We start from the raw sequence: 25,255 nt of genomic DNA, 5'->3' as shown, positions 1-25,255 counted from the left end.
ACCAACGTCGAGACGCGGCCCAGGACGACCTACAGCACCCCGACGACGACCATGACCACCACGGAAACCTCTCCGACGGAGACGACGAGCCCGTCGGAAACGACGAGCGCGACGACGACCACCGGCCCCCCGCCGACGACCGTCGTGGACCCCGACGGTCCAGGTCCATTGTCGGGGACCACGATCACGCCTGCGCCTTCGACGTCCTGGCCATTGCCGAACCGCTCGGGCACCGTGACCACCACGACGGGCGCCGTGCCGGGTGTCGGGCCGGTGTCGCCTGCGCCCTTGCCGGCCGGGTAGTCCGAACCTCCCATTGGGCCCCGCTACACTGGCGTGCCGTGATGATCACCCTTGACCACGTGAGCAAGCAGTACAAATCCTCGGCACGGCCAGCTCTGGACAATGTCTCGCTCAAGATCGAGAAGGGTGAGTTCGTCTTCCTCATCGGACCGTCCGGTTCGGGCAAGTCGACGTTCATGCGGCTCCTGCTTGCTGAGGACACCCCCACCCACGGCGACATCCAGGTGTCGAAGTTCCACGTGAACAAGCTGGCCAGCCGACACATCCCCGGCCTGCGGCAGGTTCTCGGGTGTGTCTTCCAGGACTTCCGCCTGCTGCAGCAGAAGACGGTGTTCGAGAACGTCGCCTTCGCGCTGGAGGTCATCGGGAAGCGCTCGGACGTGATCAATCGGGTCGTGCCCGACGTCCTCGAGATGGTGGGCCTGTCGGGCAAGGCCAGCCGGTTGCCCACCGAACTCTCCGGCGGCGAGCAGCAGCGCGTCGCCATCGCTCGTGCCTTCGTGAACCGGCCGCTGGTGCTGTTGGCCGACGAACCCACCGGAAACCTGGATCCGGAAACCAGCAAGGACATCATGGATCTGCTCGAGCGGATCAACCGCACCGGAACCACGGTGCTGATGGCCACCCACGATCACCACATCGTCGACTCGATGCGCCAGCGTGTCATCGAACTCGAGCTCGGTCGCTTGATTCGCGACGAGCAGCGCGGTGTCTACGGAATGGACCGCTAAGTGCGCTTCGGCTTTCTCGTCAACGAAGTCCTCACCGGACTTCGTCGCAACGTCACCATGACGGTCGCCATGATCTTGACGACCGCGATCTCGATCGGCCTCTTCGGCGGTGGGCTCCTCGTGGTCCGCCTCGCCGACAGTTCGCGCACCATCTATCTGGATCGCGTCGAGAGTCAGGTGTTCTTGACCAACGACGTGTCGGCGAACGATCCGACGTGCGATGCGGATCAGTGCAAGGCGTTGCGCAAGCAGATCGAGGACCGCGACGACGTGCGGTCGGTCCGGTTCCTGAACCAGCAGGACGCCTACGACGACGCGATCAGGAAGTTTCCCCAATACAAAGACGTTGCGGGCAAGGACGCGTTCCCGGCATCATTCGTGGTGAAGCTCGACAATCCCGAGCAGCACACGGACTTCGACGAAGCGCTGAAGGCACAGCCCGGCGTCTTGAACGTGTTGAACCAGAAGGAGCTGATCGACCGGCTCTTCGCGGTGCTCGACGGGTTGAGTGCCGCGGCGTTTGCGGTGGCACTGGTACAGGCGGTCGGCGCGATCCTGTTGATAGCGAACATGGTTCAGGTCGCCGCGTACACGCGAAGAACGGAGGTGGGCATCATGCGACTCGTCGGCGCCAGCCGCTGGTACACGCAGCTGCCCTTCCTCGTCGAGGCCATGCTCGCGGCGTTCATCGGTGTGGTGATCTCGATCCTCGGCCTGATCGTGGTCCGGGCACTGTTCCTCGAGCAGGCGCTCAACCAGTTCTACCAAGCGAATCTGATCGCCCGGATCGACTACGCCGACATCTTGTACATCGCCCCGATCCTGCTGTTCGTCGGCGTGGCCATGGCGGGCGTCACGGGGTACGTCACCCTGCGGCTGTACGTACGGCGTTAGCGGTGGTCAAGAAGTCGGCTGCGGACGTCAAGAAGCACCGCAACAATCAGGTCGTGGCCACCAATCGCAAGGCGCGCCACAACTATTCGATCCTGGAGACCTTCGAGGCCGGGGTGGCGTTGATGGGTACCGAGGTGAAGAGCTTGCGGGAGGGTCAAGCGTCGCTGGCGGACTCTTTCGCGACCGTCGACGACGGCGAAGTGTGGTTGCGCAACCTCCACATCCCCGAGTATCACCACGGCTCCTGGACGAATCACGCGCCGCGGCGCAATCGAAAACTGTTGATGCACCGCACGCAGATCGACAATCTGATCGGCAAGATCAAGGACGGCAACCTCTCGCTGGTGCCGCTGTCGCTGTACTTCACCGAGGGCAAGGTCAAGGTGGAACTCGCCCTGGCCCGCGGCAAGCAGGCGCACGACAAGCGTCAGGACATCGCCAAGCGCGACGCCGACCGCGAAGTCACCCGGGAGCTTGGCAGGCGCTCCAAGGGCATGACCTGATCGGAATCGTCTTCGCCCTGATCTCCGGGCTCGGCTACGGGGTCAGCGACTTCGTCGGAGGTCTGGCGTCACGACGGGTCGCCGCGCTGCGGGTGGTGCTGGTGTCCTATCCGGTGGCGTTGGTGCTGCTCACCATGCTGTCCTTGGTGGTCGGCGGGCACGTGTCGACGCCCGCAATCGTGTGGGGCGGGCTCTGCGGCCTCAGCCAGGCGTTCGGGGTGTGGTGGTTCTACGCTGCGCTGGCGTCGGGGCCGATGTCGATGGTGTCGCCGTTGACGGCCATCCTGGTCGCAGGTGTCCCCGTCATCGCCGGGGTGACGCTGGGGGAGCGGCCGAGTGCTCTCGCGTACGTGGGCATCGCGATCGCGTTGATCGCGGTGGTCTTCGTCAGCCGCCAAGTGCGTGAAGGGGATTTGACCGCACACCGGTTCACCACGAAGGTGGCGTGGCTGACGCTGGGTGCTGGGCTCGCGTTCGGCCTGAACTTCGTGCTCATCGATCAGGCGCCGGTGGAGGCGGGGTTGTGGCCACTGGTGTTCGCCCGGTTGACGGCCAGCCTGACGGTCGTTGGGATCGCCGCCGTCTCGGGCCAGCTCACCGTGCCGTCGGGAGTGCCGCTCAAACTGGCGTTGGCGGCGGGGGTCTTGGACACCGTCTCCAACGTCGCGTTGCTTCTCGCGTTGCACGCGTCGATGCTCTCGCTGACCAGCGTCCTGATCTCGCTGTATCCCGCGGCCACGGTCGGGCTCGCGTTGGTGGTGCTCAAGGAGCGGGTGACGCGCTGGCAGGTGGTCGGCATGGTGTTGGCGCTGATCTCGGTGGGTTTCATCGCCGCGGGAATGCATTGATCGCGTTTTGCCGCCTTCGACGATCGGGCCTGCGCTCGGCGTCTGACACCACCCGGAGGGACTGTCCGCGTCCCCTGATCTCGCCGACGTGACCTGACCGGGACCCTTATTCACTGGCCGTTGTCGGATCGATGAGTAAGATCGGTATTCCTGCTGAAGTTCGGCAGGGGTGCGAGGGGCTGAACGGTTTCGACTTCGCGCATCGAATCAAGGGAAGCGTGCCGGTGCAGGCAAATGACCACCGTAAGCGTCGTTGCAACCAATTAAGCGCCGATTCCAATCAGCGCGACTACGCCCTCGCTGCCTAAGCGACGGTGTGTCCGTCAGACCGGGAGAGCCCTCGACCCGGACCCTGGCGTCATCAAGAGGGACAAACCCATACGTCCGGTCGCGGGACATACGGGGACATCAAACAGCGACTGGGATCGTCATCTTGGCTTGTTCGCGTGACCGAGAGATCCAAGTAGAGACATAGCGAACTGCGCACGGAGAAGCCTCGAGGGAATGCCGTAGGACCCGGGTTCGATTCCCGGCAGCTCCACAACAAAGCAGGCCAGGCCGAAAGGCCTGGCCTGCTTTGTTAGTTTGACCGAAGACATGCATCCCGGGAGCTATCCGCCGGGCTTGGCGTCGTCCCTGGTTCGCGACCCGAATGCCCGCACTGCCGCGCGATGATCCTGCGTCATTAGCGCGATCACCTGCGAGCGCATCTCCATCTCCAGGTGCTCGCGCAGACCGCCGGCGGCGATGCTGGCGTTGAGGAGTTCCTTGGACATCTGCACGGCGAGGCGTGGCCGGGACGCCACCTTCGCGGCGAGTTCGACAGCGGCCTGCAGTGGATCGTCGACGACGTGCTGGACCAGCCCGAGCCGCAGGCTCTCTTCGGCGCCCAGCGTCCCTCCGTTGTAGAACAATTCCGCGGCCGCACCCGCTCCGATCAGCCTGGGCAGCAACCACGACAGCCCCATGTCCCCGATCGAGATGCCGAGTTTGACGAAGGGCGCCATGAACGCCACATCGGGCGAACAGATGCGGATGTCGGCGGCCGCAGCAATGGCGAAGCCGCCACCCACTGCGGGACCGCGGACGGCGGCGATCACCGGTTGTGGGATCTCCCGCATCGTCAGCACGCACGTCACCGCGTCGCGCATCGCTCCGTATGCCTGCTGCACCGGGTCGCGTTCTGGTTCGGCCAGTCCGGGATCGTTCAGATCCATGCCGGCGCAGAAGGCCGCCCCCGCGCCGGAGAGCACGACGGCACCGCAGTCCTGCCGGTCACCGAGCGTGCGAAGCGCCCGCGCGAGGATGCCGAGGGTCGCAGCGGTCAACGCGTTGAACTTCTCGGAACGGTTGAACAGGACGACACCGACACCGTCGTCGCGAACGTCGACGGTGAGTCCCTCGAAGCCATCCTGCTCCACCATGTGATCTGGACTCCTCGATTGCGGCCCGGACGTCGGAGGCCGGCCCCGGCGGTTACCGCACCTGAGCGGCGGTGACCGCCATCGTCCGGTCGAAGTGGTAGTCCTCCAGCGGGAAACGCTTGCTGCGCCAGTAGGTTCCGAACGTGGTCCCCGGGCGGACCGGGACGTCGCCGTGCGCGTCGAAGTAGTAACTGTTGGCGTTGCGGCAGCTGTCCTGCCAGAACACCTGCCGGCCGCGCTTGGCCATCATCTCCGCGAAGTAGCGGTCGTTGGCCTCCAGACGCACCTCGACGCGGGCCGCACCCACTTCTTGCGCCCGGGTCAGGCAGCGCACGATGTGGCGGCTCTGCGCTTCGATGAGAGCGAAGTAGGAGGACCCGACGTAACCGTAGGGACCGCAGATCAGGAAGTGGTTGGGAAAATCGGGGACGCTGACGCCCTCGTAGGCACGCTGGCGGTCCTTGGCGAACGTCTCGTTGAGGGATCGTTGACCCGTTCCGGTCAGTTCATAGGTGATCCAGTCCTCACCCATCATCTTGAACCCGGTGGCCAGAATCAGGACGTCGACGTCGTATTCGGCGCCGCCGGCGATGATCCCGCCCGAGGTGATCTTCTCGATCCGGTCCGTGACGAGGTCGACGTCGTCGCGGTTGAACGTCGACAGATACGTGTTGTGAAAGGCCGGCCGCTTACAGCCGACCGCGTAGGTGGGCGTGAGTTTCGCGCGGGTGGCCGGGTCGCGCACCTCGCGTTCGAGGTAGGACCGGCCGATCTTCTCGGCCTGACCCTTGATCGGCAGCTTCGCAAAGTAGTTCGCCACCCCGGGGAAGAGCACCTCCACGTAGCTCTGGCTAGCCAGCCGCAGCAGGTGCCTTCCGCCGGGCAGTCGCATCACCCGGCGGGCGGACGCGGGAATTTCGAAGTCGAACTTGGGGAAGCACCACACCGGAGTCCGCTGGAACACCGTCAGGTGGTCGACGTACTGCGCGATCTCGGCGATCACCTGCACAGCCGACGCCCCGGTCCCGATGACGCCCACCCGCTTGCCGGCCAGATCGATGGTGGCGTCCCAGCGCGCGGTGTGACACCGCGGCCCGGTGAAGTCGTCGAGACCGTCGAAGTCGGGCACGTTCGGGGTGGTCATCAGGCCGCACGCATTGACCAGAAAGCGGGCCGTAACCTGTTGTCCAGAAGCTAGTTTCAGCCGCCACAAGCTGTCCGGCTCGTCGAAGTCAGCGCTGACCACTGTTGCCCCGTAGCGGATTCGTTCGGCGAGTCCGTACTTCCACACGCAGTGATCGGCGTAGCCGCGCAACTCCTGCCCGGGTGCATAAGACCGGGACCAGTTCGGATTCTGTTCGAAGGAGAACTGGTAGGAAAACGATGGGATGTCCACCGCCACACCGGGATAGGTGTTCCAGTACCAGGTGCCACCGGGCCCGTCGCCGGCTTCCAGGATCAGGTAGTCGGACAGGCCGGCCTGGTCGAGTTTGATCGCGGTGCCGATTCCGCCGAAGCCGGCGCCGATGATGACGGTGTGATGGTCGGGGGTCATGAGCGGTCCTTCTGATCCGTCGGTGAGCTCAGTACTCGACGCAGGAACTCGACCTGATGTGCGGCGACCTGCTCGTGAAAAGCCATGCCGGTGTACACGTCGAAGTGGTCACACGGATAGTGCTGGGTGCTCGCGCCGATACGCTCGGCAATCCGGCGAGCGCTGTGGGCCGGTGCCACCTGGTCGTGGTCAGCGATCTGCATGAGCACCGGGCACCTGATCCGTCCCGCCTTGCTGGCAGGGCGATAGGCCCCGACGGCGAGCAGACCGCGAGCCGGAAACTCGTTGCGCCACATGGGGCCGGCGATGGTGGTCATCGCCTCGAGGGCGCCCGGTGGTGTGATGGCGGCGGCGTCTCCGGGACGTCCGATCGCCGGGGTGAGGACGGGCGGGCGACCGAGTGCGGCTGCGGCCACGTCCGCGGCGGCACGTCCGACGACGCGCATCGGATCTCGCAGACCCCGTGTGCGCAGCATGAGTGCCACCGCCGCGCCGCCGTCGATACCCGGCGTTAGGCTCACGACGGCAGCCAATCGCCGATCCTCCGCCGCCACCCGCATGACATGACCACCGGAGAGCGACACACCCCACACCGCGATGCGGTAGGGGTCTACACCGGGAAGGGCGCGCGCGTGATGGATCGCGGCGTGGTAGTACCTGATCTGCCGTGCGGGGCTCACCAATTGGTCTGGGATGCCGGAGGATTGGCCGAAGTGTCGGTAGTCGAAGGCCAGGACGTGCGCGCCTGCTGCCGTGAGCACATCGATGAAGCCGTCCAGGCCGCAGTCGCGGGTGCCGGTGAAGCCGTGGGCCATGACGACGCACGGTCGTCCCCGCGGTCCGTCGAGTGCGTCGTCGGAAGCCGCGGTGAAGTCCGCTGCAAGGCGCCCCTCCCCGTCGGCGTCGATGGTCATGGCCGTCCGGCTCATCGGGCCGCCGCCCACTGTGCCAGAACGGATTCCGCGTCGACTGGCGCTTCGGGGCCGGGGTCGTCGGGCACCGACCGGGAGAACCGCGGTGCCGGGGCCGGTGTCAGATGGTCGCCGTCGGACAGGAAGGTGCGGCGCTCGCTGATGTGGCTGTCGGTCTGCACCTCCGCGAAGGACAGTACCGGGGTGACACAGGCATCGGTGTCGGCGAGTGTCTTCGCCCAGTGGTCGCGGTCGTGGGCCAGGAACGCCGCGGCGATCACAGTACGCAACTGCGGCCACCGGCTCGTGTCGTTCTGCCCGGGCAGCACGCCGGCATCTAGGCCGAGGCCGGTGAGCAACTCGGCGTAGAACTGCGGTTCGATCGCGCCCACCGCGACGTAGCGGCCGTCGGCGCATTCATAGGTGTCGTAGTAGGGCGCGCCGGTGTCGACCATGTTGACCCCGCGCTCGTCGCTCCACATGCCCAGCGCCCGCAGATCCCACACCATCTGGTTCAGCACGCTGGAGCCGTCCACCATGGCGGCGTCGACCACCTGGCCGCTGCCGGAGAATTGGCGGTCCCACAGCGCGGCGAGCACACCGGTGACCAGGAACATGGAGCCGCCGCCGCAGTCGCCCACCAGGTTCAGCGGCGGGACTGGCCGCTCGCCGGCCCGGCCGATGGCGTGCAGCACACCGTTGAGCGAGAGGTAGTTGATGTCGTGGCCGGCGCGCTGGCTGCGGGGGCCACTCTGCCCCCATCCCGTCATCCGGGCGTACACCAGCCGTTCGTTGACCGCCGCGCAGTCATCCGGGCCCACGCCGAGGCGTTCGGCGACACCGGGTCGGAATCCCTCGATGAGCACGTCCGCGTGAATTACCAAGCGCAGCACCAGGGCTCGACCACCTGCGGTCTTGAGGTCGGCGGTGACCGAGCGTCGGTTGCGGGTCATCACCTCAGGCAGCCCGCTCGGGCCAGCCCGTTTGACGCGGACGACATCAGCGCCGAGGTCGCCGAGGATCTGCGCGGCGTGTGGACCGGGGCCGATGCCGGCGAGTTCGACCACGCGCAGGCGCCGCAAGGGTCCTGGCATCTGCCGTCAGTCCCACTCGCAGAATTGGTGCTCGATGCTGTTCACCATGGGCGATGACGCGTACTTGGCCTCACCGACCGCACGGATCGTCGGAATCCGCGTGAGAAGTTCGGTGAAGACATGGGACAGTTCGACTTTCGACAGGTTGACCCCGAGGCAGTAGTGCGGGCCGCCCGCACCCCAGGCGACCTGACGGGTGTTGTCCCGCAGGATGTCGAATGCTGCGGCGTTGTCGAACATCGTCTCGTCGCGGTTGGCGGATCGGTACCACAGCGCCACCCGGTCACCCTCGGCGATCGGGACACCGGCGAGTTCGGTGTCCTCGGTGGCGCGGCGCACGAACGAGGACACCGGGGTGGTCCAGCGGGCCATCTCCACCACCGCCGGGCCCATGTGCCTGGGCATGTCTGAGAGCAGCAGGGCCCGCTGATCTGGGAACTGTGTGAGTGCCCGCAAGCCGAAGGTCATGGTGTTCAAGGTGGTGTCGATGCCGGCCGTCACCAGCGTGGTGAAGAAGGAGACGATTTCCTGGTCGGCGAGCCGCTCACCGTCGACCTCGGCATTGATCAGCGCGGTCATCAGATCATCGCTGGGGTTCGAGCGGCGCTCGTCGAGATGTGCGTATCCGGCGGAGTGTAGGTCGAGCAGCGTGTGCGCGAAGAACTCGATGGTGTCCTGGCCGTCGCGGACATCCGGGTCGCCGAAGGCGAGGATCTTGGTCACCGATTTGAGCACGACGGTGCGAAGCTTGTCGTCCTCGAAGCCGACCATGTCGGCGATCACATGGGAGGGAACGTAATTGGAGACTGCCTGGACGAAATCGCATGGCCCGCGTTCGAGCAGCCCGTCCACGGCGACCTTGGCGTGCTGGGCGATGAGCGACTCGATACGCCTGAGCTGGCCGGGGGAGAACGCCTTGCTCACCAGCCGCCGGTAGCGCGTGTGCTGTGGTGGGTCCATCGGCGCGAAGGAGGTGCTGGTGGCCATCATCTCCGGGTCGAACTCATAGACCGAGGGAGAGGTGCCTGCGCTGGAGAAGCGCTGCCAGTCCGAACTCACCTCGGTGACGACGGCGTGGGTGGTCGCCGCCCAGAAGCCGGGGGACTGGGGCTCCACGGGCTGGGCTTCGACCGGGGGGTGCCAAGAGACACCACCGCGCTCCCGCAGGACGGCGAAGGTCTCGTCGCGCACCTCCGGCGGTTGACCCCAGAACGCGATGCTGGAGATGTCGATGTCGGAGTAGGGCCGGTTCGCCGCTGTCAGCGCCTTCGTCATGAATGCTCCTGTGGTTCAGTCGACGATGAGGTCGGTGCGGCCGTCACCGCGAAGTACGTCGACGTAGACGGGGAAGAGTTGTCGCGCCGCCGGCAGCAGGCCCATCAGCGGTGCCAGCTTGCCGTCGACCTTCACCTTGCGGCGGGCCATCGCGGCCTGAATGTTGACCTTGCCCTGCCAGAATCCGTTGGCGGTCTCCGAGGAGAGGTGCATGGTGGTGTTCGGCGTGGTGTCCTCGGCGCCGACGACCTTGTTGGTCAGGTCCACCGTCAGCTGGTCGTCGGGATCGGTGGTGACCATTCGCAGCACGATGCCCAAGCCGGACAGCTTCGGGCCCAGGTCATCGTCCGCCAGGGCGTGCTCGAACACCGCGCCGACGTAACGACGAAGTTCACCGGGTTCAGTGAAGGCAGGCATGGATTCTCCGGTCAGTCGACGAGACCCAGTGCCCCGCTGGGGCAGTGTTCGACGGCCAGCCGCACCTCGCCGAGCAGGTCGGCGGGAACATCACCGGGGTTCGCGATCACGAACCCGTCATCGGAAACCTCGAACAACTGCGGGAGCCGGTTCTCGCACAAGGCGACACCTACGCACTTGCTCTCGTCCACCAGGATCCGCACGAGCAGTACCATACCATAGGGTATGTACATCAGCCGTCGATCCGCTCGATGATCGTGCAGTTCGCCATCCCGCCGCCCTCGCAGATGGTCAACATCCCGTAACGGGATCCGGACCGATGCAGTTCGTAGACCAGGTCGGTCATCATCCGGGCGCCTGTGGAGCCCAGGGGATGGCCGATGGCGATCGACCCGCCGTTGACGTTGAGCCGGTCGAACCCGATCCCGAACTCCTTGGCGAAAAGCACTGGAACGCAGGCGAACGCCTCGTTGACCTCCACCCGGTCGATGTCCTCGATACTCAGGCCTGCTCTGTCGAGGGCGCTGCGGGCTGCCGGCAGTACGGCGGTGAATTGGAGAACGGGGTCGTCAGCGGCCACCGTCATCGCCCGGATGGCCGCCTTGGGACGAAGACCCGCCGTGCGGGCCCCATCCTCGTCGGCGATCAGCAGTGCGGCCGCGCCGTCGCTGATCTGGGAGGAGTTTGCCGCGGTGATGGCACCGTCGTCAGCGAAAACCGTTCGCAGAGTCCACATCTTGGCCCGGTCGATGTCGGATCGGATGCCCTCGTCGCGGGTCAGGCCATCGATGCCCACCAGGTGATCGGCGAAGAATCCAGCCTCAGTGGCGGCGTCCGCCCTTCGGTGGCTCTCGGCGCTGAAGTCGTCGAGTTCCTCGCGGGTCAGTCCCCATTTTTGGATGACGGCCTCGGCGGCTGGACCCTGCGCGCCCAGGCCGCCGTGGTAGCGCATCTGCGAGCGCTGCCCATACCAGGGTCCGGGACCCAGTGACGGGTCGAACAGTTCACCGAGTGGCACCCGGCTCATCGAGTCGACTCCGGCGGCGATGGCAAAGCGATAGTCGCCACTGCGCACGGCTTGAGCGGCGAAATGCACTGCCTGCTGGCCGGATCCACATTGGCGGTCAATGGTGGTGGCAGGCAGCGATTCCGGCAATCCTGCGGCGAGGACACCGTAGCGGGCGAAATTGGAGCCTTGTTCCCCCCGGGTCAGTGCACATCCGACGATCACATCGTCGAGAAGGGCGGAATCGATACCGGTGCGATCGACGAGGGTCTGCAAAGTCTGGGCGAGCAGGTCGGTGGGATGCCAGCCTGCCAAGGCCCCGCCGCGCCGCCCGACCGGCGTGCGCACACCGTCGATGATGACCGCGTTCGTCATGTTCGGTGTCCGACCTAGCCGAGCACCTTGGCGATTATCGCGAGTTCGCCGTTCGCGTCGTCGGGGATGATGTAGTCGCTCAGGTCGCGGACCTGATCCATGTGTGCGGCGACGTCCTCGGCAGTCGGGACGCCACCTTTGCCGGAGAACCACCCTTCATTGACCCCGATGAACGCCCGGGCGTAACGCCCCGCGCCTACGGAGAAGACCTCGTGGCTCAATTCGCAGTTGCGTGAGCACAGGTACATCACCAGCGGAGTGATGAACTCCGGGTCGGTGACTTCGGCCATCGCACCGAATAACTCCTCGGTGAGCCGCGTGCGGGCGACAGGGGCGATGGCATTGGACTTGATGCCGTTCTTGGCGCCTTCGATTGCGATGGTGTTCGACAACCCCACCAGGCCTAGCTTCGCCGCAGAGTAGTTGGTCTGCCCGAAGTTGCCGAAGAGGCCGGCGGCTGAGGAGGTGAACAGGAATCGGCCGTACTTCTGTTCTCGCATGACTTTGTAGGCGGGTTGGCTGACGTAAAAGGCGCCGCGCAGATGCACGTCGAAGATGTCGTCCATCTCCTGGAAGGACAAGTTGTGAAAGCTCTTGTCGCGCAGGATTCCGGCGTTGTTGATGAGGACGTCGATCCGGCCGAAGCTGTTGATCGCTGCATCGACGATCGACTGTCCGCCCTCCGGTGTTGCGACCGAGTCCGTATTGGCCACGGCCCGTCCGCCCGCCTGTTTGATCTCGTCGACGACGACCTGTGCGGCGGGACCCGTGCCGAGCCCGTGAACGTCGACCCCGAGGTCGTTGACGACCACCGCCGCGCCGCGGCGCGCCAGCTCCAGTGCGTAGGTGCGGCCCAGTCCGTGTCCTGCGCCGGTAACGACGGCAACCTGCTCGTCAAACCTGATGTCCGCCATGTTTGTCTTTCTGCTCAGGGGTTTTGGTGTGGCTCAGCGGGTGGGCTTGGCGTAGATCGTGACGACTCCGGCGCCGCCCAGTCCGAGGTTGTGCTGCAGTGCGTATACGGCGCCGTCGACCTGGCGGGCATCGGCGGTTCCGCGCAGTTGCCAGGTCAGCTCGTTGCACTGGGCCAGTCCGGTCGCCCCGAGCGGGTGGCCCTTGGAGATCAGCCCGCCGGAGGGGTTGACCACCCAGCGTCCGCCGTAAGTGGTGTCCTGCTTGTCGACCAGCAGGTGTCCCTCACCCTCGGCTGCCATGCCGAGGGCCTCGTAGGTGAGCACCTCGTTGACCGAGAAGCAGTCGTGCAACTCGATGACATCGATGTCCTCGGGTCCCACGCCGGCCATGTCGTACGCGCGTCGGGCGGCGCGCGCCGAGACATCCGCACCGACGACCTTGATGGCCGATGGCGGGTCGAAGCTGGACTGCTGGTCGGTTTCCAGAGCTTGGCCGATGATCTCGATGGCCTTGGCCCAGAGATCGTGCTCGTCGACGAACCGCTCGCTGGCCAAGATGCTCGCCGCCGAACCGTCCGAGGTCGGCGAGCACTGCAGCTTGGTCAGCGGCGGCGCGACGGCGGCCGACGCCATCACCTCTTCGAGGGTGAAGTCCTTCTGGAACTGGGCGTACGGGTTGTTGACCGAGTGGTGGTGGTTCTTCCAGCCGATCCAGCCGAAATGTTCCGGTGTGGAACCGTATTTCTGAATGTGTTCCATGCCGGCGCGGGCGAACATCTCCAGAGTGAGCGGGGCGCCGCTGAACGGACCCATCTCGGCCAGCACGCCCAGATGCTTGTCCAATGGAGTCGGCAGGCCGCCGGTGTCCAGGCTGAGGCTTCCGGGTGCCATCTGCTCGAAACCCACCGCCAGTGCGCAGTCCAGCGCACCGGAAGAGACCGCCTGCCGGGCCAGGAAGAGGCCGGTGGACCCGGAGGCACAGGCGTTGTTGACGTTGATCACCGGAATGCCGGTGAGGCCGACTTCGTAGAGTGCGCGCTGACCCGAGCACGTCGGTGCCTGAACGAAACTGGCGAACGCGGTTTGAATGTCGGAGTACTCCAACCCGGCATCGGCCAGGGCGGCCGGCACCGATTCTTTGACCATGTCGGGGAAGTTCCAGTTCTCCCGGCGACCCGGCTTCTCGAACTTGGTCATTCCGGTTCCCACGACGAAAACGCGTCCGCTCATAACACCCTGCTCCCTCAGCCCAGCCATTCTGGAACCAGCAGAGAATACCATCAGGTATGGTATTGGCGAAGTCGCGGACCGACAAGTGCTTTGGTCAGGAGATTCCGGATGCCGATCGACCCGTCCATCGTGGGAAGCGATCTGGGTTCTTACCGCACCTCGTGGGATGCCGATGACGTGATCCTCTATCACCTGGGTCTGGGAGGCGGTGTGCCGCAGACCGATGCGGGCGAACTGGAGTACTGCTTGGAGGACCGTCTCAAGGTGCTGCCGAGCTTTTCGGTGAACGGGCCGATGGCGACGATGGCGGCGGTCCTCGCGCTGGAGGGTGTCAGCTTTCCGCCGACGGCGCTACTGCATGGCGAGCACGAGATGATCGTGCACCAGCCGCTACCCAGGTCGGCGACGGTCACCCATAGCGGTCGGGTGGCCGAACTGTGGGACAAGGGAAAAGCCGCTCTGCTGGTGGTGGAAGCCGACACCTGTGCGGCCGACGGGTCGACGCTGGTGACCAACCGGTATCACGCCTTCATCCGGGGCGAGGGCGGCTTCGGCGGTGACAAGGGGGAAAGCCGTTCGGTGGAACTGCCCGACCGTAAGCCGGACGTCTCGGTGCAGCGGCCGATCATGGTCCAGCAGGCTCTGCTCTATCGGCTGTGCGGCGACAAGAACCCGATGCACTCCGACCCGGCCATCGCCAAACTGGGCGGTTTCGACTTTCCGCTGCTACACGGCCTGTGTACCTATGGCATGGCGCTGAAGGCGGCGGTGGACGAGCTGCTCGGCGGCGACGTCACCGCGGTGGCGAAGTACTCGACGCGGTTCGCCCAACCGGTCTTTCCCGGTGAGACGCTCCAGATCGACATGTGGCGCGAGGACAAACAGATTCTCCTGAGCGTCGGGGTCGTGGGCCGCGAGGGCGCTGCGCTCGCGAACACCGTCATCGACCTCGCTGGCGGCGGTGCGCCCCAGTGGAATTGAGGCTTCGAGCGTCGCTGACCGCGATCGGGTCGCACCGCCACGGTGACGAATATGGCCCAAGGCTGTTCTGGTCGACGGCAAGACTGGATTCAAGATCGAAGGAGTCGACATGACGACGGCCGAGCCGCGCAGCGATCCAGCCACCATCACCGTCCGAAACCCTGCCGACGGGCGCACGGTCGGCTCGGTTCCCGTCGACGAACCCGATACCGTCGCTGCCAAGGCGAGAGAGCTACGGTTGGCGCAAACCGAGTGGGAGTCCATCGGCCCTCGTAGCCGCAAGACGTGGATGCTCAAGTGGCAGAACTGGGTTCTCGACAACGCGGACCACCTCACCGAGGTATTGATGTCGGAAACCGGCAAGTCGCGCGGCGATGCCAGCGTCGAGCCGGTCGCCGTAGCCGACGCCATCGACTACTGGGCCGGAAATGCCGAGGCGTTTCTCACCGACCGCACCGCCAAGCCGCATACCCCGCTGTATCGGGTGAAGAAGCTGACCACTGTGTACCGGCCCTTCCCCCTGGTCGGGATCATCGAACCGTGGAACTTTCCACTGGCCATGTTGGCTCTGGACGTAGTGCCCGCACTGGCAGCCGGCGCCGCGGTGATGCTCAAGCCTTCCGAAGTGACGCCACTATCAGCGGTCGAGTTCGTCCGCGGCTGGGTGGAAGTCGGCGCCTTGCCGGTGCTCGCAGTGTCCACCGGGTACGCCGCCACGGGACAGGCGGTGATTCAGAACTCCGACTACGTCCACTTCACCGGGTCGACGGCCACCGGCCGCAAGGTCGCCGTGGCGTGCGCTGAGCGGCTGACTCCTTTCAGTCTCGAACTCGGCGGCAAGGACCCCGCCATCGTGCTGGCCGACGCCGACCTGGACCGTGCAGCCAACGGCATCGCCTGGGGCGGCATGTTCAACTCGGGGCAGGTGTGCATCTCGGTGGAAAGGGTGTTCGTGGAAGCGCCCGTCTACGACGAGTTCGTGGGCAAGCTCACCGAGCGCGTCCGAAACATCAAGCAAGGCAGCGAGTCCGGTGGCGGTCTCAGGTACGACACCGGAGCCATGGCCACGGCCGCGCAACGCGACATCGTCGAAAGACATGTCAACGAGGCGACCGCAGCCGGGGCGCGCATTCTGACCGGCGGCACCAAGACGGGGGTCGGCACGTTCTTCAGCCCCACCGTGCTCGCCGACGTCGACCCGGCCATGTCGTGTATGACCGAAGAGACGTTCGGACCGACCCTGCCGGTGCTGAAGGTGGCTGACGAGGAAGAGGCCATCCGCATGGCCAACGACTCGACCTACGGCCTGTCCGCCTCGGTGTGGACCGGGGACACCAAGCGGGGTCAACGGGTGGCACGCCGCTTGGAGTGCGGCGCGGTGAACATCAACGACGCCCTGATCAACGTGTTCTGCCCGTCGTTGCCGATGGGCGGCTGGAAGGACTCGGGCATCGGGTACCGGGCGGGCGGGCCCAACGGAGTGCTCAAGTTCTGTCGCCAGCAGGCGATCACTGCCCCGCGAATCCCGACCCAGAAGTCCGAACCGCTGTGGTACTCCGCGCCCAAGGGTCAGTACCGCTTCGCGCTGGCCGCCATGCGCGCATTCTCCGCCCACGGGTGGCGCCGGCTCGGCGGACATCTCGGCACCTCTTCGCGGATGAGTCCCGATGGAACTGGGCGTACGGGTTGATCACCAAGTGATGGTGGTTCTCGAGCCGACCCAGGCGAAGCGCTCCACCATCACAGCTGATATTGACGGCGATCGGAAGGAGTGCTGATGTCTGGATTCGCCGGGAAAGTCGTCGTGGTCACCGGAGCCGGGTCGGGTATCGGTCGGGCGCTGGCCGCCGAACTGGGGCGCCGCGGCGCGGCGGTGGCGATCAGCGACATCGACACCGAGGGCTTGTCGGCGACTGAGCGGCTCCTGACCTCGATCGGTGCGTCCGTCAGAGCAGACCGCCTCGACGTGACCGAACGCGAGCAGTTCCTGCTCTACGCAGATCAGATCAACGCCCATTTCGGCAGGGTGAACCAGATCTACAACAATGCCGGCATCGGCTTCAGCGGCGATGTCGAGGTCAGCTCGTTCAAGGACATCGAGCGGGTGATGGACATCGACTTCTGGGGTGTGGTCAACGGCACCAAGGCATTCCTGCCGCACCTGATCGCCTCCGGCGACGGGCACATCATCAACGTCTCGAGCGTCTTCGGACTGTTCGCAATGCCGGGACAGGCCGCCTACAACTCGGCCAAGTTCGCTGTGCGCGGGTTCACCGAGGCCCTCCGAATGGAGATGACGATGGCGAAGAATCCGGTGAAGGTCACCACGGTGCATCCCGGTGGCATCCAGACGCCCATCGTCCGAAACATGAGCGGCGCCGACGGTGTCGACACGGCCACCATGGCACAGGTTTTCGACGCCAAGCTGGCCCGCACCTCACCGGAGAAGGCGGCCAACGTCATTCTGGACGGGGTGGCCAGAAACAAGCCCCGGGTACTCATCGGCAACGACGCCAAGGTCTTCGACCTCTTCGTGCGGGTCACTGGATCGGGCTACCAACGGGTGCTCATGGCCTTGACGGGCCGTTTCCTGCCACCTGCGCGCTGAGGTGCGCGGCCGCATGAGTGAGTCGCCGACGGCGTCGCCGCGGGTGGCGATCATCGGCGCCGGGATGTCCGGCATCTGCATGGGAGTCACACTGCTCGGTGCGGGTATCGAGTCCTTCACCATCTACGAGCAAGCCGGCGAAGTGGGCGGGACCTGGCGGGACAACACCTATCCGGGCCTGTACTGCGATGTTCCATCGCGTTACTACTCCTACTCCTTCCAGCCGAACGCGGAGTGGTCGCGGCTCATGCCGCCGGGCCCCGAGATCCAGAAGTACTTCCGCCACGTGGCTGTCGAGCGCAACGTGTTGCCGCACATTCGATTCCACACGGACGTGATCGCCGCACGCTACGACGACGGCACATGGTGGATCGCCACTGCCGACGGCGAGGAGCAGTTCGACGTGCTGGTGTTGGCGACGGGCATCCTGCGCGTTCCGCGCTATCCCGACATCCCCGGCAAGGACACCTTCGCCGGGCCGGCGTTCCATTCGTCGCGCTGGGATCATTCGGTTGCGCTGGGGGACAAACGCATCGGGCTGATCGGCACCGGCTCCACCGGCGTGCAGATCGTATCGGCGCTAGGCGGCAACGTCAGACAGCTGACGGTGTTCCAGCGCAGCGCGCAGTGGGTGCTGCCCTGGGTCAACGCCCACTACGGGCCATGGACCAAGGCCGCCATCCGGCGCTGGCCGGTACTGGGCGCGGCCGGATACCGGTTCTGGGGCGGCTTCGTCCGCAAGGTGATCGGACCTGCACCGGTGCGGCCAGGATTCCAGCGCTGGCTGTTCGCCAACATGGCTCGGTGGAATCTGCGATTCGCGGTGCGCGACCCGCAGTTGCGCGCCACTCTGACGCCCACGGACCAGCCACTGTGCCGCCGCGGAATCCTGGGCCCCCGCTACTACCGGGCAATCCAGAACTCGGGTGTGGACGTCGTCACCGACGCGATCGACCACATCGAGCCCCGGGGTGTGGTGACTGCCGACGGCATGCTGCACGAACTCGACGTGCTGGTGTACGCCACCGGATTCGACGCACGTGCCTACGCCCAGCCGATGACGGTGCTGGGGGAGAGCGGCCGGTCTCTGGCCGGCGAATGGGCCACCGGCGCCCGAGCGTACCGCTCGGTCGCGGTGCCGAACTTCCCAAACATGTTCTTGATGCTCGGTCCGCACTCGCCGGTAGGCAATCAATCACTGGTGCCGATCGCCGAGGACCAGGCCCGCTACGCGCTGTGGTGGATTCAGCAGATCCGCGATGGGCGCATCAAAGCCGTCGCCCCGACCGACATCGCCACGGATCGCTACAACGACGAGATCAGGGCCGCCATGCCGAACACCACCTGGGTGGCTGGCTGTAACAGCTGGTATCTGGGCACGGACGGGATTCCGGAACTCTTCCCGTGGGTGCCCGATCGGCACACCGAACTGCTGCGCGAGCCGGTGGTCTCAGACTTCGACGTGCGGACGGTGTGAATCAGACCGCCACCGCGGGAAGCAGATTCAGCGACTCCAGATCCAGGGCCTGCTGACAGGCGCGCTGCAGCATCACCATGAACATCCGGTCGCCACGGTCGGTCCTGCCGACCAGCATGCTGGAGGACAGGATGATGGTCAGACCCCAGAACACCTGGCGCCGGTATTCCGTCCAACACTGCGCCCAGGTGAAGCCGGAGACGCCGTGTTCGACGAGAGTATCGAAATAGAGACGCACCAAGCGCTGTTCGTTCGCGCGGCGGGCGTCGACGTCGAGCGCGCTACCGAGGAAGTAGGCGGCGTCGGTCATCACCGGGCCCCACTGCACGGTCTGCCAGTCGATCACCAGGCATTCTGGGTCGGCGCCGAACAGCAGGTTGTCCAGCCGGTAATCGCCGTGGACCAGTCCGGTGGGCGGCTGTACGTCAGCGGCGTGGGCGTCCGCGGTCGCGACATATCGTCGGCACACCTCGGCGTGCTCTGAGGCGATCTGGTCGCCGTAGCGGTCGAGGAACAGCGGTAGCAGACCCGACAGCATCGCCTGATTGACCAGGATCGGCAGGTTGAGGAATTCCAGGCCGCACACGTCGGCATCGTTGAACACCGGGGCGTGCAACCGGGCCAGGGCGCGCATTGCCTTCTCCGCTGTGGCGACATCACATCCGGCGATCTGGTCACCCACCTCGGCTCCGACGGCATCGTCGATCACCAGGGTGAACCAGCCCTCGGCCGGGTCGTATTCGGCCAGATGGCAGGCCAGCAGCGGCCCCTCGATCCGATCACGCAGGTTCTGGTAGAACGCGACCTCGCGGTAGTAGATCCCCAGTCCCACCCCGGCGGCACGGCTGGACTCGTCATCGGAGGCCAGTTTCACCACGACGGTTCGCCGACGAGAGTCGTTGTTGCTGAATGATACTCGGAACGTATGGCCCACCTGGCCGAGTCCGATCCGGTCGGCGGAGATCAGCCGCAGGCCGGACGTGCCCAAGACCGCCGCGAGCCAGTCACCGGTAATCTCCTCGGCACGGCGGATCAGCAGCTCAGTCATCGATGCTCCGAATCGTCAGGGGTTGGCGGCGCGGTAGGCGGCCACGACGGGCTCGAGTTCCCACGGCGTGGAGGCGTGCATGAAAACCTTGTCGGCACCTAGCTCCATCTGCCGCCGGATCTCCCGGGCGCACTGCTCAGGGGTACCGACGGCCGCGGTCGTCAACCATTCGTTGGGGATGATCTCCGCGACCCGCTCCAGATGCTCGACGGGCGTACCCGGGGTGTCCATCGGCCGGACGCCGCCTTCGCTGTAACTCCGGACCAGCGGGTCCTCGCGGAACCGGCTGAGATACAGAGGATCCCAGCCGTTGACCGCCACCAGAGTGTCCCCGATGGCTTGCAGGTAGGCGGCCAGCCGCCCCACCGTCTTCATCATCCGGTCTTCGTAGGGCACACCGTCGCTCACCGTGGCGAGGCACGACCAGATCACGACGTCGTCGGGGTCACGGCCGGCCTGTTCGGCTGCGGTCTTGACCGTCTGGACCGATCGGGTGAGCGCCTCGTCGCTGAAGAACGTGAACAACAGCACCTCGTCGTAGGCGCGTCCGCCGACCCGCAGTGTGTTGGGGCCAAGCCCCGCGATGCCGAGTGGCACCTCCTCGGAGAAACCGGACTGCAACAGGCGCAATGCCGGGTATGTGCCCAGGGGTCCGTCGTAACCCACGAGCGTCTCGCCGCGCAGCATCCGGCGCATGACGGTGGCGAATTCCTCCATCTGTGCGTTGGTGGCTGCCGGTATGCCGAAGGCCCGGTGCGCCATGGTTCCGCCCCGGCCGATTCCGAGGGTGAACCGGCCGCCGGTCAGGCGCCACATGGTGGCGATGAAGGCCGCATTGACCTCGGGGTGACGAATGTTGTGGTTGGTGACCCCGGTGTGGATGTGGATCCGCTCGGTCACCGCGCCGGCAGCGCCGCAGACCGTCGCGGCCTCCTTGGTTCCCCAGCGTTCGGAGATCCAGGCATGGCCGATACCCAACTGCTCGGCCTTGCGGTTCTCGGCGATCAGATCGCGGGTCTGATCTGAGCCGCCGAGCAGCATGCAGAAGCCGAGCTCGTCGAGCAGGGGTGGCGGAGAGGTGCTCATGATGGGTGCGTAGGGTACCATACCCGAGGGTATGTTGAGGGCCTGATCGGGACTAGCGCTTGGCCGGGACGTCGTCGCGGAAGATGTGTCCGTACCGCCCGACGACGAGCTTGCTGAGCGCGGTCATCTGTTGGCGCAGGGATTTGACGGCGACCGGCTTCGAAGACATCTGTCCGGCAACGAGAACCGCGTTGTAGAGCTCGCCGATCAGCCGCGCTTGGGCCATCGGCATGTGCAGGACGAAGAAGTCGGCCAGCATCGTGGTGCGGCTCTTGTCCACGCGTTCTTGGACCGCCCGCACGGTGGGGTCGGTGCGGGCCCAGACCCGGATCGCCGCCTCCGCGTCATGCGGAATCGTCTCGATGAGCGCTTCCATGAACCGCTGGCGCATGGTGACGCTTTCGATTCGCCTGGCGAGATTCTCAACGTTGACCGCGGTCTCCCGCTCCCAATGGTGCAGAAATGCCTCGACGAAGCCGGGGAAGCTGCCGAAGTGGTGGTAGAAGCTGCCCTTGGTGATCTGCAGCCCGTCACACATCGCCTGGATGGTCAGGTCTTCGTGGCTGCCCTCGGCGAGAACCTTCAACGCGAAGGCGAAATAGTCGTCTTGGGTGAGCCGCGCCGGGGAGGCCGTCATCGTGTCCCGCCGTTCAGTTCGATCAGAGTCCTTTGCTTGAACTTAGGTCATGGCCGGGGCCGGCGGCGCGATTGGGAACGTGTCACGGCAGACAATACCCTGAGGTATGGTATGTCCCGTGAAGCGCAATTTGCAGGGATCGGTCGTCGTCGTGACGGGGTCGGCACGCGGGATCGGCGCGGCCACCGCCCAGGCATTCATCGCAGCCGGCGCCAGAGTCGTGATCGCCGACATCGACACCGACGCCCTCGCCGTTGCGAAGGACAGGCTGCAGCCGGCACTGGCCCTGCCGCTGGATGTGACCAGCCGGGAGTCGTTCGAGAGGCTCTTCGAAGCGATCACCGAACTCGGTCCGGTCGACGTGCTGGTGAACAACGCGGGGATCATGCCGGTGGCGCCGGTCACCGAGATCGGCGACGCGCTGGCCCGCCGAGTCAACGACATCAACTTCTTGGGCATGACCACCGGAACGCGAGTCGCGTTGACTCACATGGCTCCCCGTCGACGCGGACACATCATCAACGTCTCCTCGATGCTCGGGGTGATCGTCGGCCCCGCGTTTGCCGACTATTGCGCGTCGAAGGCGGCGATCATCGCATGGACCGATGCTGCCCGGCTGGACATGCGCCGCAGCGGAGTGAAATTCACCCTCGTGCTGCCGGGCCAGGCCGACACCGAGCTGACATCGGGGCTGACGCCGGTCCGGGGCTTTCGTCTGGCGACCCCGGAGTCGATCGCCGAGGCCATCGTGGAGGCCGCCCGCCGTCCGCGCCGCCGGGTCTACACGCCGTGGACCTTCGCCGTGCTGGCGGTCATGTACAGATTCCTGCCGCAGGGGATCTCCGACCCGGTGCTGCGTCTGTTCGGGTCCGAGCGGGTGCTGGCCGGCCAGGATCGCGGCGCGCGCACCGCCTACGACCAACGGGTGAACCGTCTGACCGAGGAGCTGCCGTCATGACACTGCCCGCCCCCGCCGGTGACACCGGCACGCTCGTCGACCTCTTTCTACGCAACGTCGACACGATTCCCGAGCAGCCGGCACTCACCGATGCCGGCACCACGCTGACTTGGCGTCAATACGGTGAGACGGCGCGGGCCCTCGCCGCCGGCCTCGCTGAACTCGGTGTGCGACAGGGCAGCGTCGTCGGAATGCAGATGGCCAACCGTTACGAGCATCTGGTGTCCGACACCGCCGCCTTGCTTGCCGGTGCCATCGGGGTCAGTGTTTACAACACCCTCAGCGACGAACAGGCCGCCTACGTGGCCGGCGACTGCGGGATGCAGGTAGTCATCACCGATCAGCTCCATCTGCCGACGTGGCAGAGCATCCGCCAGGCCCTGCCCCGGCTGGAGCACGTGATCGTCCTCGACGGTGCCGCCGATGCCGATGTGCTGTCCTTCACCGACGTGCTGGCCCGGGGCCGGGAACATACAGTTGGCGGACAAGCCTTTTCGCCCGCAGCGATCACGTCGGATCACCCGGCGACGATCGTCTACACCTCCGGTACCACGGGGAACCCCAAGGGTGTCATCCTGACTCACCGCGGAATCCGTTTCACCGCCGACTGGCTCAGCGCCGCCTTCGGCCGGCAACTCGCCGAGAAGGAGGCCGCCTCGGCCGGTGCCCCAGAGGACGACGACCCACTCGGCCCCGGTTCCCGGATGGTGTCCTACTTGCCCCTCGCCCACGTTGCTGAACGGTTCCAGTCCCACTATCTGGCCTGGGCGTGGGGATCGCACGTGCACTTCGTGCCCGAGATGGACTCGCTGCCAATGGGATTGATCGAGGCTCGGCCCACCTTCCTGCTGGGGGTGCCTCGGGTGTGGGAGAAGATGGTGAACGCGATGGCGGCCAGGCTGGCAGCAGCGACCGGCCAGCCCGCCGCCCTCGGACGCGCCGCCCTGCACGCGCTACCGAACACCGCCATGCTGCGTGCGGCGATCGGCCTGGACCGCTGCCGCATCGCCGTGTGCGGTGCGGCCCCGGTTGACGAGGACCTGCTGGAGACACTCAACGCCATCGGTATCCCCTTGATCGAGATATACGGGATGACGGAGTCCACCGGCCTGATCACGCTGTCCTCGCTGGCCGCCCCGCGACCGGGCGCGGTCGGGACGACGTGCCACCGCGAGGTGGAGATGCGAATCGCCGACGACGGTGAGATCTTGGCGCGCGGCCCCAACATCACCCCCGGCTACTGGGGCCGCCCAGAGGCGACCGCGGAGGCTGTCGACCGCGACGGTTGGCTGCACACCGGGGACCTCGGCCGCATCGACGACAACGGTGACCTGCGGGTGGTGGGCCGCAAGAAAGAGCTGATCATCACCTCCGCCGGCAAGAACATCACGCCTACCGTCGTCGAGAATTCCATCAAAAGGGAATCGGCTCTGATCGGGCATGTCGTCGCGGTGGGTGACCAGCGCAATTATCTTGTGGCCCTTGTGGTCCTGGATTCTGACGGCGTCGCCGCGTGGGCTGAGCACCGCGAACTGGCGGCGAGCGATTTCGCGTACCTAGCGGGCCACCCGGACCTGCTCGCCGAGATCGACGCCGCCGTCACCGCAGGAAACCAGAGAGTCTCGCGAGTGGAGCAGATCAAGCATTACCGCGTTCTCGACCATGCCTGGGCGCCCGGCACCACCGAACTGACGCCCACGCTCAAGCTGCGGCGAAACCTGATCGCCGAGAACTACAAGTCATTGATCGACGAGCTGTATCAGCCCGTCGCCAGAGCCGGTAGCCGAACCCAACAATCAACAACACGAAGGGTGATCGCATGAGCCTGAGATTGACCGATGAGCAGAAGAGCATGGTGGACACCATCCGCGATTTCGCCAAGCGGGAGTGCCCCAGCCGCGAGAAGCTGGCCGAGCTGACCCAGGACGGGGACAGCAACAGCAACGCCGAGATCGGCCGAAAACTGGCCGAGCTGGGATTCCTCGGGTTGTCGATTCCGGAGGAGTACGGCGGCTCCGGTGGCGGGCTGTTCGACGCCTGCCTGTTCGCCGAAGAGCTGATGTACAACAAGATCCCGTTCGGCAGCTTCATGGTCACGCTGATCGTGGCGCACACCTACCTGAAGTTCGCCAACGAGGACCTCAAGCGTGAAATCCTCGGTGACGTGGTGAGCGGCAAGCCGACCGCAATCGCCATGTCCGAGCCGGACTCGGGCTCCGACGTCGCGTCGTTGCGCTGCAAGGCCGAGAAGGTCGACGGGGGCTATCTGCTCAACGGCCAGAAGACCTGGATCTCCAACGGCCACATCTCCGATCACATCCTGCTCGTGGCGCGGACCTCTGACGCCGGCGAGAAGCATCAGGGCATCTCGATGTTCTCGGTGCCGACCGCCTCGGCCGGTGTCGAGGTCCTGCCGATCAAGACCCTGGGCCTGAAGGTCAATGACGTGTTCTTCACCGACTGCCTGGTCGACGAGTCGCGGCTGGTGGGAGTGGAGGGCCAGGGCTGGTATCAGTTGGTCGCCGGCCTGAACATCGAACGGATCATCATCGGCGCGTACGCGCTTGGGCAGGCGCGTCGCGCGTTCGACGACACCGTCACCTACGTCACCCAGCGCCACCAGTTCGGCGTTCCGATCGGCACCTTCCAGGCGCTCTCTCAGCGGATCGCCGACATGGCCACCGAAGTGGAAGCCACTCGGCTGCTGGTGCATGACATCGCCCAGCGGGCCGACGAGGATCCCGAAACCCTGATGCCGCGGGAGGCTTCCATGGTCAAGCTCAAGGCCACTGAACTCGCCAAGCACATCGCCATCGAGGGCATGCAGATGCTCGGCGGCATGGGCTACACCCAGGAGGCCGGTATGGAACAGATGATGCGGGAAACCGTGGTCGGCACGGTGTTCGGCGGGACCAGCGAGGTGCAGCGCAACATCATCGCCAAGACCTACGGGCTGTAGGCCGCGGCGAGCAATTCGGCG

At 65.7% G+C, this 25,255-nt stretch carries 25 protein-coding genes and 1 other RNA gene; 12 read left to right on the top strand and 14 right to left on the bottom strand.

Annotation, left to right across the window (positions count from 1 at the left end; translation table 11 throughout):
* Window positions 1-29: 29 nt before the first annotated feature.
* Window positions 30-317: a hypothetical protein gene (locus QUE68_RS29550; RefSeq protein WP_349816676.1), complete on the bottom strand. Its 288-nt coding sequence runs from the start codon at window positions 315-317 to the stop codon at window positions 30-32.
* A 27-nt stretch (window positions 318-344) separates the two neighbouring features.
* Here QUE68_RS29550 and ftsE point away from each other — a divergent pair, with 27 nt between their 5' ends.
* From ftsE to ssrA, 5 genes are all read left to right on the top strand, one after another.
* Window positions 345-1,034: a cell division ATP-binding protein FtsE gene (gene ftsE, locus QUE68_RS21165; RefSeq protein WP_286275894.1), complete on the top strand. Its 690-nt coding sequence runs from the start codon at window positions 345-347 to the stop codon at window positions 1,032-1,034.
* Window positions 1,035-1,928, top strand: coding sequence for a permease-like cell division protein FtsX (ftsX, locus tag QUE68_RS21160; RefSeq protein ID WP_284228228.1), 894 nt, complete (start codon window positions 1,035-1,037; stop codon window positions 1,926-1,928). It abuts the gene before it with no gap.
* A gap of 2 nt (window positions 1,929-1,930) precedes the next feature.
* Complete coding sequence (gene smpB / locus QUE68_RS21155; protein ID WP_286274391.1) at window positions 1,931-2,431, top strand: SsrA-binding protein SmpB; 501 nt, start codon at window positions 1,931-1,933, stop codon at window positions 2,429-2,431.
* Between the two features lie 20 nt (window positions 2,432-2,451).
* Window positions 2,452-3,279, top strand: coding sequence for an EamA family transporter (locus tag QUE68_RS21150; protein ID WP_286275893.1), 828 nt, complete (start codon window positions 2,452-2,454; stop codon window positions 3,277-3,279).
* Between the two features lie 175 nt (window positions 3,280-3,454).
* Window positions 3,455-3,823, top strand: a transfer-messenger RNA (tmRNA) gene (gene ssrA / locus QUE68_RS21145).
* A gap of 67 nt (window positions 3,824-3,890) precedes the next feature.
* Here ssrA and QUE68_RS21140 read toward each other — a convergent pair.
* Genes QUE68_RS21140 through QUE68_RS21095 form a run of 10 tightly spaced genes read right to left on the bottom strand, consistent with a single transcriptional unit; the run spans window position 3,891 to window position 13,480 of the window.
* A complete protein-coding gene (locus QUE68_RS21140) occupies window positions 3,891-4,703 on the bottom strand; it encodes an enoyl-CoA hydratase/isomerase family protein (protein ID WP_286274390.1) in 813 nt (270 codons plus the stop codon).
* Between the two features lie 52 nt (window positions 4,704-4,755).
* Window positions 4,756-6,258: a flavin-containing monooxygenase gene (locus tag QUE68_RS21135; RefSeq protein WP_286274389.1), complete on the bottom strand. Its 1,503-nt coding sequence runs from the start codon at window positions 6,256-6,258 to the stop codon at window positions 4,756-4,758.
* The gene (locus QUE68_RS21130) at window positions 6,255-7,187 is read right to left on the bottom strand and encodes an alpha/beta hydrolase (protein ID WP_286274388.1); all 933 of its coding nucleotides are present in this window, start codon (window positions 7,185-7,187) and stop codon (window positions 6,255-6,257) included. The genes QUE68_RS21135 and QUE68_RS21130 overlap by 4 nt, the downstream gene beginning before the upstream one ends.
* Complete coding sequence (locus QUE68_RS21125) at window positions 7,184-8,263, bottom strand: CaiB/BaiF CoA transferase family protein (protein ID WP_286274387.1); 1,080 nt, start codon at window positions 8,261-8,263, stop codon at window positions 7,184-7,186. Before QUE68_RS21125 ends, QUE68_RS21130 begins: the two co-directional genes overlap by 4 nt.
* Before the next feature lie 6 nt (window positions 8,264-8,269).
* Complete coding sequence (locus tag QUE68_RS21120; protein WP_286274386.1) at window positions 8,270-9,538, bottom strand: cytochrome P450; 1,269 nt, start codon at window positions 9,536-9,538, stop codon at window positions 8,270-8,272.
* Window positions 9,539-9,553: 15 nt separating this feature from the next.
* Window positions 9,554-9,955: an SCP2 sterol-binding domain-containing protein gene (locus tag QUE68_RS21115; RefSeq protein ID WP_286274385.1), complete on the bottom strand. Its 402-nt coding sequence runs from the start codon at window positions 9,953-9,955 to the stop codon at window positions 9,554-9,556.
* Between the two features lie 11 nt (window positions 9,956-9,966).
* Window positions 9,967-10,158 carry a ferredoxin gene (locus tag QUE68_RS21110; protein ID WP_284228214.1) on the bottom strand — a complete coding sequence of 64 codons (192 nt, stop codon included), beginning with the start codon at window positions 10,156-10,158 and terminating at the stop codon, window positions 9,967-9,969.
* Window positions 10,159-10,187: 29 nt separating this feature from the next.
* Window positions 10,188-11,336, bottom strand: a complete 1,149-nt coding sequence (locus QUE68_RS21105; RefSeq protein WP_286274384.1) for a thiolase family protein — start codon at window positions 11,334-11,336, stop codon at window positions 10,188-10,190.
* Between the two features lie 14 nt (window positions 11,337-11,350).
* The gene (locus QUE68_RS21100; RefSeq protein ID WP_286274383.1) at window positions 11,351-12,250 is read right to left on the bottom strand and encodes an SDR family oxidoreductase; all 900 of its coding nucleotides are present in this window, start codon (window positions 12,248-12,250) and stop codon (window positions 11,351-11,353) included.
* A 33-nt stretch (window positions 12,251-12,283) separates the two neighbouring features.
* Window positions 12,284-13,480, bottom strand: a complete 1,197-nt coding sequence (locus QUE68_RS21095) for a lipid-transfer protein (RefSeq protein ID WP_286274382.1) — start codon at window positions 13,478-13,480, stop codon at window positions 12,284-12,286.
* Between the two features lie 108 nt (window positions 13,481-13,588).
* On the opposite strand from QUE68_RS21095, the gene QUE68_RS21090 reads away from it, so the two are divergent.
* From QUE68_RS21090 to QUE68_RS21075, 4 genes are all read left to right on the top strand, one after another.
* Window positions 13,589-14,461 carry a MaoC/PaaZ C-terminal domain-containing protein gene (locus QUE68_RS21090; RefSeq protein ID WP_286274381.1) on the top strand — a complete coding sequence of 291 codons (873 nt, stop codon included), beginning with the start codon at window positions 13,589-13,591 and terminating at the stop codon, window positions 14,459-14,461.
* Between the two features lie 109 nt (window positions 14,462-14,570).
* Entirely contained in the window at window positions 14,571-16,151 is a 1,581-nt protein-coding gene (locus QUE68_RS21085; RefSeq protein WP_286274380.1) for an aldehyde dehydrogenase family protein, read from the top strand.
* An 87-nt stretch (window positions 16,152-16,238) separates the two neighbouring features.
* Window positions 16,239-17,069, top strand: coding sequence for an SDR family NAD(P)-dependent oxidoreductase (locus QUE68_RS21080; protein ID WP_284228207.1), 831 nt, complete (start codon window positions 16,239-16,241; stop codon window positions 17,067-17,069).
* Window positions 17,070-17,082: 13 nt separating this feature from the next.
* Entirely contained in the window at window positions 17,083-18,546 is a 1,464-nt protein-coding gene (locus tag QUE68_RS21075) for a flavin-containing monooxygenase (RefSeq protein WP_286274379.1), read from the top strand.
* A 1-nt stretch (window position 18,547) separates the two neighbouring features.
* Here QUE68_RS21075 and QUE68_RS21070 read toward each other — a convergent pair whose 3' ends face one another.
* Genes QUE68_RS21070 through QUE68_RS21060 form a run of 3 tightly spaced genes read right to left on the bottom strand, consistent with a single transcriptional unit; the run spans window position 18,548 to window position 21,317 of the window.
* On the bottom strand, window positions 18,548-19,594 hold the full coding sequence (locus QUE68_RS21070; RefSeq protein WP_286274378.1) for a phosphotransferase: 1,047 nt from the start codon (window positions 19,592-19,594) through the stop codon (window positions 18,548-18,550).
* Window positions 19,595-19,609: 15 nt separating this feature from the next.
* Window positions 19,610-20,680: a TIGR03857 family LLM class F420-dependent oxidoreductase gene (locus tag QUE68_RS21065; RefSeq protein WP_286274377.1), complete on the bottom strand. Its 1,071-nt coding sequence runs from the start codon at window positions 20,678-20,680 to the stop codon at window positions 19,610-19,612.
* 52 nt (window positions 20,681-20,732) lie between these two features.
* A complete protein-coding gene (locus tag QUE68_RS21060) occupies window positions 20,733-21,317 on the bottom strand; it encodes a TetR/AcrR family transcriptional regulator (RefSeq protein WP_284228203.1) in 585 nt (194 codons plus the stop codon).
* 118 nt (window positions 21,318-21,435) lie between these two features.
* On the opposite strand from QUE68_RS21060, the gene QUE68_RS21055 reads away from it, so the two are divergent.
* Genes QUE68_RS21055 through QUE68_RS21045 form a run of 3 tightly spaced genes read left to right on the top strand, consistent with a single transcriptional unit; the run spans window position 21,436 to window position 25,234 of the window.
* Complete coding sequence (locus tag QUE68_RS21055; RefSeq protein ID WP_286274376.1) at window positions 21,436-22,275, top strand: SDR family NAD(P)-dependent oxidoreductase; 840 nt, start codon at window positions 21,436-21,438, stop codon at window positions 22,273-22,275.
* Complete coding sequence (locus QUE68_RS21050) at window positions 22,272-24,098, top strand: AMP-dependent synthetase/ligase (RefSeq protein ID WP_286274375.1); 1,827 nt, start codon at window positions 22,272-22,274, stop codon at window positions 24,096-24,098. The genes QUE68_RS21055 and QUE68_RS21050 overlap by 4 nt, the downstream gene beginning before the upstream one ends.
* Window positions 24,095-25,234, top strand: a complete 1,140-nt coding sequence (locus QUE68_RS21045) for an acyl-CoA dehydrogenase family protein (protein WP_286274374.1) — start codon at window positions 24,095-24,097, stop codon at window positions 25,232-25,234. Before QUE68_RS21050 ends, QUE68_RS21045 begins: the two co-directional genes overlap by 4 nt.
* The last annotated feature ends 21 nt before the right edge of the window (window positions 25,235-25,255 follow it).

The organism is Mycolicibacterium sp. TUM20985, assembly GCF_030295745.1.
GTDB lineage: Bacteria > Actinomycetota > Actinomycetes > Mycobacteriales > Mycobacteriaceae > Mycobacterium.
Note: the sequence above shows the minus strand (reverse complement) of the source record. Positions and strands in the feature narration are given on the sequence as shown.

Bases quoted from the DNA above. Each gene is read 5' to 3' on its own strand.
- QUE68_RS21105 (WP_286274384.1), bottom strand. From the start codon at position 11,336: ATGACGAACGCGGTCATCATCGACGGTGTGCGCACGCCGGTCGGGCGG.
- QUE68_RS21085 (WP_286274380.1), top strand. From the start codon at position 14,571: ATGACGACGGCCGAGCCGCGCAGCGATCCAGCCACCATCACCGTCCGA.
- QUE68_RS21100 (WP_286274383.1), bottom strand. From the start codon at position 12,250: ATGGCGGACATCAGGTTTGACGAGCAGGTTGCCGTCGTTACCGGCGCA.
- QUE68_RS21050 (WP_286274375.1), top strand. From the start codon at position 22,272: ATGACACTGCCCGCCCCCGCCGGTGACACCGGCACGCTCGTCGACCTC.
- QUE68_RS21065 (WP_286274377.1), bottom strand. From the start codon at position 20,680: ATGAGCACCTCTCCGCCACCCCTGCTCGACGAGCTCGGCTTCTGCATG.
- QUE68_RS21060 (WP_284228203.1), bottom strand. From the start codon at position 21,317: ATGACGGCCTCCCCGGCGCGGCTCACCCAAGACGACTATTTCGCCTTC.
- QUE68_RS21135 (WP_286274389.1), bottom strand. From the start codon at position 6,258: ATGACCCCCGACCATCACACCGTCATCATCGGCGCCGGCTTCGGCGGA.
- QUE68_RS21095 (WP_286274382.1), bottom strand. From the start codon at position 13,480: ATGAGCGGACGCGTTTTCGTCGTGGGAACCGGAATGACCAAGTTCGAG.
- QUE68_RS21140 (WP_286274390.1), bottom strand. From the start codon at position 4,703: ATGGTGGAGCAGGATGGCTTCGAGGGACTCACCGTCGACGTTCGCGAC.
- QUE68_RS21080 (WP_284228207.1), top strand. From the start codon at position 16,239: ATGTCTGGATTCGCCGGGAAAGTCGTCGTGGTCACCGGAGCCGGGTCG.
- QUE68_RS21075 (WP_286274379.1), top strand. From the start codon at position 17,083: ATGAGTGAGTCGCCGACGGCGTCGCCGCGGGTGGCGATCATCGGCGCC.
- QUE68_RS29550 (WP_349816676.1), bottom strand. From the start codon at position 317: ATGGGAGGTTCGGACTACCCGGCCGGCAAGGGCGCAGGCGACACCGGC.
- QUE68_RS21115 (WP_286274385.1), bottom strand. From the start codon at position 9,955: ATGCCTGCCTTCACTGAACCCGGTGAACTTCGTCGTTACGTCGGCGCG.
- QUE68_RS21130 (WP_286274388.1), bottom strand. From the start codon at position 7,187: ATGAGCCGGACGGCCATGACCATCGACGCCGACGGGGAGGGGCGCCTT.
- QUE68_RS21125 (WP_286274387.1), bottom strand. From the start codon at position 8,263: ATGCCAGGACCCTTGCGGCGCCTGCGCGTGGTCGAACTCGCCGGCATC.
- QUE68_RS21120 (WP_286274386.1), bottom strand. From the start codon at position 9,538: ATGACGAAGGCGCTGACAGCGGCGAACCGGCCCTACTCCGACATCGAC.
- ftsE (WP_286275894.1), top strand. From the start codon at position 345: ATGATCACCCTTGACCACGTGAGCAAGCAGTACAAATCCTCGGCACGG.
- QUE68_RS21070 (WP_286274378.1), bottom strand. From the start codon at position 19,594: ATGACTGAGCTGCTGATCCGCCGTGCCGAGGAGATTACCGGTGACTGG.
- QUE68_RS21090 (WP_286274381.1), top strand. From the start codon at position 13,589: ATGCCGATCGACCCGTCCATCGTGGGAAGCGATCTGGGTTCTTACCGC.
- QUE68_RS21045 (WP_286274374.1), top strand. From the start codon at position 24,095: ATGAGCCTGAGATTGACCGATGAGCAGAAGAGCATGGTGGACACCATC.